Raw genomic sequence first — 4,686 nt, forward strand, 5'->3', positions numbered from 1 at the left:
ATTGGATGCTTACTATTAAGGTGTAGGAGTTTTCAACTAGGGTAAAAAAAGCGGCTCAGCGGAAGATTAGTGGGGGCTAGGCATAAATCTTTGAAAGTCTAAACATGAAGAACTTTATATCCGCTACCCCTCTCAGAGTCGCCCTGAAAGCCTTTATCTTTGCATTGAAGGATTCTGCAAATGCGTTTGTTGCCCTGTTCACGAAGAGGTTGAGCACCCCGTCGTAATGTTCGTATAAGGTTGCTGCAATTACGTTGAAGCTCTTGAAGCCCGAGTTGTCGACCTTGTTGTACCATCGAGCCAAGGATAGCCTTGCCGCATCCTTGACGGTGTTCTTTGAGAATATCATGCGTAGGGAGTGCGCAAGCGAATTGGCTTCCCTGAGGTCGGGGTATTGCTTGAAGAGGATTTCAACAGACCGACATATAGCTATTCTGTTGTTGATTAAGGAATAATTGATAGAAGGTAGATATTCGATATTGATAGTTACCATAGCGATGTCAAAATATGGTGGATATTATTCTTATGTTGATATTACATTATGTATGTGGTTTACGAACTTTCTAAGGCTCATAAGCTTATTGCCAAATGTTATGTGTCCATAGCATGACCCTCATTAGAAGGTGCTCCATAAACAGCTTGGTTTGTATGTCACCATCGACACTAACGTAATCCAGGATATTTATCTTGTCAAACCAAAGTGCATTGTTGCAAAAGTAGTTATTTGTTTTGATATTTCCTCATTTTATTTTCATAAATTCAATTATTGCTGTCCGCTAAACCTCTAAACAGCAAATTGCTTACACCGTCCTCATAACTCAACAATATGGAACACGAATACAACACAGCCTACATCAAGGTGGCACTCATCCGTTCTCGCCATCTTGATCCAGATATTGCCTTTGTTGTGTTTCTCCTTGCCATCTGCGACTTCTCCGGGAAGAAATACAAGTATAATCCAGCCCAGGGAGTTGATTCTTTCATTTTGTACGAGAAGAAACAATTCGACGCCTCCAAGAGTTCAAAGTGGCAACGTGGAAGAAGGATTGTATCGTATTTGACAGAAGTGTTTAGAGCAATGCCAAATACAATAGGCAAACCCTAACACAAGTATAGGTCTGGGAAAATAATGATTCGCGATAAAAAGTGTAAAAATATTGTAAATAACCGAAGATTATCAATTTTGTTTTATAGAAAACACCTAACTTTGTAAATCAAACTTTATAAGATTGTACGATTCTTATTAAATATAATTTATATGGGTGTCAGTAAAGATGTTATCAAACAGTGCCTGATTAGTAAGCAACGCGAAGTGGATGAGGCGGTGATTACGCACCGCCCCACAGACTTTGAAGAGAATGGCAACTATGTGATAGTTGGTGTGAGACATGCGGGTAAGTCGTACCTGCTGTATCAGCGCGTGCGTCAGCTGCAGGCGGCAGGAAAGGGATGGGACGAGATTCTGTTTGTGGACTTTGAGGATGAGCGTCTGGCGGAATTCCAGACGGAAGACTTTAACAGTCTGCTGGAAGCCCATCTGGAACTGTATGGTAAGAAGCCGGTGGTGTTTTTGGACGAGGTGCAGAATATTCCGCACTGGGACAAGTTCGTGCGGAGGTTGACTGATGCGAAATACAGGGTATATGTGACGGGCAGCAATGCGAAGATGTTGAGCAAGGAAGTGGCAACTACGCTGGGCGGACGGTTCTTTATCTATGATGCGTACCCATATTCGTTCAAAGAGTATCTGGCAGCGCAGCAGGTAGAACTGAGGGAGCATTGGGAGTATGACACTATCCAGAGAAGCAAAGTAAAGCGGCATCTGAATGAGTACTTCTATTACGGCGGTCTGCCAGAGATATTGTCATTCAAGAATAAAAGGGCTATGCTTTCGAGTTTGTACCAGAGGATCTACCTGGGTGACATCTGTGCCCGAAACAACATTAAGAACGACAGGGTGTTGAACATTCTGATTAAGAAGATTGCAGAGAGCGTGAAGCAACCGCTGTCGTATAACAGGCTGAAGAACGTGATAGTGGCAACAGGGTCACCCATCAGTGTGCCTACTACGATAGACTATGCGGATTATGCCGCTGACAGTTGGCTAATACTGCCCATGGAGAATGAGATTGGGAAGCTGACGGAGAAGGAGACGCAAAAGAAGTATTATTTTATAGACAACGGATTGCTGAATCTGTTCTTGATGAACTCAGAGACGTCGCTACTGGAAAACATGGTGGCGGTGGAACTATTCAGACGATACGGCAAGGAGAATGTGTATTATCTGAATGCTGACAAGGAGATAGACTTCATAGTACCTGACGAGAAGCTAGCCATACAGGTGTCCTACAGCATCAAGGATGAGACCACTTACAACAGGGAGTTGCCGCCACTGGTGAAGTATGTCAAGGCACACGAGGACTGGAAGTGTCTGCTGATTACATATGATGAGGAGGGCACGGAAGAGGGAATACCCGTGGTGCCGGTGTGGAAATGGCTGACAGAGGTGTAACTTCGGGTGAGACATCCGAAGGATGCTGAAACCACAGAGGAACGGTGGTAAGGAAGGACGGAATATGACGCAGGGTGAACGGTGGTTGTCTATATAATTTGCGAAAGTTTGTAAAAAATGTCGACTTTTGCTAATTACAATTTTGATAACATAATGATTTTCAATACTTTATTTTGATTAAAGGTTGTGGATTAAGGAATGAAAGTACAGGAATCTAAAAAACAAGAAGTGGGTAAGGCTCAAGATGAAGAGATGCCTAAGGAATATTGAACTCTTCTGTCACCTTGTAACATACCTGCGGGTGACACATCTCACCTTGCCGTGGATGACCTGAAGTTTGCTTTGGAGCAAAGCGATTCCAGAAATATTGCTATTACCGGTCATTATGGCTCCGGTAAGAGTTCTGTTGCTAATACCTGTATAGATGAAATGGGAATAGCGAATAAAGTCTTTCGTATTTCCATGTCAACCTTTTCTCTACCTTCTGAAAATGAAGATCAGAATTCAAATGAGATTGAATACAAGATAGTCCAGCATCTACTGTATAAATGCGACAAAAATAAGATATCACATTCTGGGTTTAAACGCATCCACGAACCGGTCGTGAGAAATTATGAACAATACATCATTTGTATTCTTGTTGCTTTAGCTTGTTTTGTTATAGCATTTGAACCTTCCATTTTAAGAATTGATAGCTTCTACGATGGCTATTATAGATTTTTTGGAGAGAAGGTAGGATGGTGGATTAACCTTATAGCAGATGCTTGTTCAGTAGGCTATTTGGTTTGGTTTCTGTTCTGGGTTGGCAAAATAACAGCTTTGAAGCTAAATCAATTCAGAAATATTAAAATTGAAGCAAATGGTGTTAAGTTGGAAGCATCAGCAGATGTGGATGTGTCCGTATTCAATAAGTATCTGGATGAGATTATCTTTATCATACAAGAAAACCAATATGATTATATACTGTTTGAAGACTTAGACCGATTAGATAATTCTGACAAATTGTTTTTGAAGATTCGAGAGCTGAACATGTTGATTAATGAGTCGGAAACGTTTAAGAAGCGGAGGCGTATTGTTCGGTTCATATATGCAATTAGGGATGATGTCTTTACCAGGGAGCTTAGGACAAAATGCTTTGACTATATTATTGCGGTTGTCCCTGTGATGGATCATTACAATGTGACCGACTATCTGATTAAACAGTATAAGAGTAAAGGTCTATTTAAAACCATAGATACGCCGGTGCTGGAACAGTTGTTGAGTAAGGTGACGGGACTGCGTGAGTTGAAGAACATAGTAAATGAATATACGCTTTTCCAGAAGAGTCTAAAGACGCATTTAAGTGGTGATGACGAGAACTACGAACAAAAACTGCTTGCAGTTATTGTTTATAAGAACCTGTTCCCACAAGATTTTGCTAAGGCATATTTAAAGCAGGGATTGTTTTATGCGATTTTTAAGAACAAGTCATTATTTAGTGAAGACGAGACAAAGGAAATAAGGAAGAAAGCAAATGCCTCAATTCAAAGTATGAATGAGGCACGGGAGAAGATAATCAATATTAGAAAACAATACCTTGAAAAACTAAACGATCAGGTTGAAGTTACGACTCTGATAAAAAACGGCTATGATTATACCTTGAGACAGGTGTCAAGTAGGGATAATCTCTTTGAACTGTTTATTAACGATGAGTTTGATAGATATACTTACACTGACCATAACCGTGAGGAAATTGGCAGTATGACCTATAATTTCGAATTTGATGAGATTGAGAAGAAAGTCACGGAGGATATAGGCTATTATGAGGCCATTGATGAGCATTCACAAGCATATAATAGGAGTAACGATGAAAGGCTGAAACTCGAAAAGGAGATAAAGGTAATCGAGAATACTGCTTTACGGGAAGTCTTAAGAAAGATAGGGGGAGAAAAAGCCCGTGTGATTTTCAATAAGATATACGTCAAAGAGTACACGGCCAAAGAAAATGAGTCTAAGACCATGAATAATGAAATGGTAGATACTCTATTAACCATGATTTATGGCGGGTATATCACTGAAGATTACTATCTCTATATTTCAAAATTCTATGAAGGATCTACATCTGAGAGTGATTATCAGTTTATCAATGCTGTTTTACAGGGTACTGAACGGGCGTACGATCATAAACTAAATAA

3 protein-coding genes and 1 pseudogene are annotated in these 4,686 nt (G+C 40.4%); 3 read left to right on the top strand and 1 reads right to left on the bottom strand.

Annotation, left to right across the window (positions count from 1 at the left end; genetic code table 11):
• Nucleotides 1-76: 76 nt before the first annotated feature.
• A pseudogene (locus BN93_RS02920) lies at nucleotides 77-412 on the bottom strand (transposase); the annotation flags it as partial.
• Nucleotides 413-826: 414 nt separating this feature from the next.
• On the opposite strand from BN93_RS02920, the gene BN93_RS02925 reads away from it, so the two are divergent.
• The 3 genes from BN93_RS02925 to BN93_RS17870 all read left to right on the top strand — a co-directional run.
• Nucleotides 827-1,105 (top strand): hypothetical protein, encoded by a 279-nt coding sequence (locus BN93_RS02925; protein WP_019186864.1) that lies wholly within the window; start codon nucleotides 827-829, stop codon nucleotides 1,103-1,105.
• A gap of 153 nt (nucleotides 1,106-1,258) precedes the next feature.
• A complete protein-coding gene (locus tag BN93_RS02930) occupies nucleotides 1,259-2,512 on the top strand; it encodes an ATP-binding protein (RefSeq protein WP_019186865.1) in 1,254 nt (417 codons plus the stop codon).
• Between the two features lie 321 nt (nucleotides 2,513-2,833).
• The coding region (locus BN93_RS17870; protein ID WP_019186866.1) for a YobI family P-loop NTPase at nucleotides 2,834-4,686 on the top strand (1,853 nt) is incomplete at its 3' end.

It is taken from the genome of Prevotella conceptionensis 9403948 (assembly GCF_000312305.1).
In the GTDB taxonomy this organism is placed as follows: Bacteria; Bacteroidota; Bacteroidia; order Bacteroidales; family Bacteroidaceae; genus Prevotella; species Prevotella conceptionensis.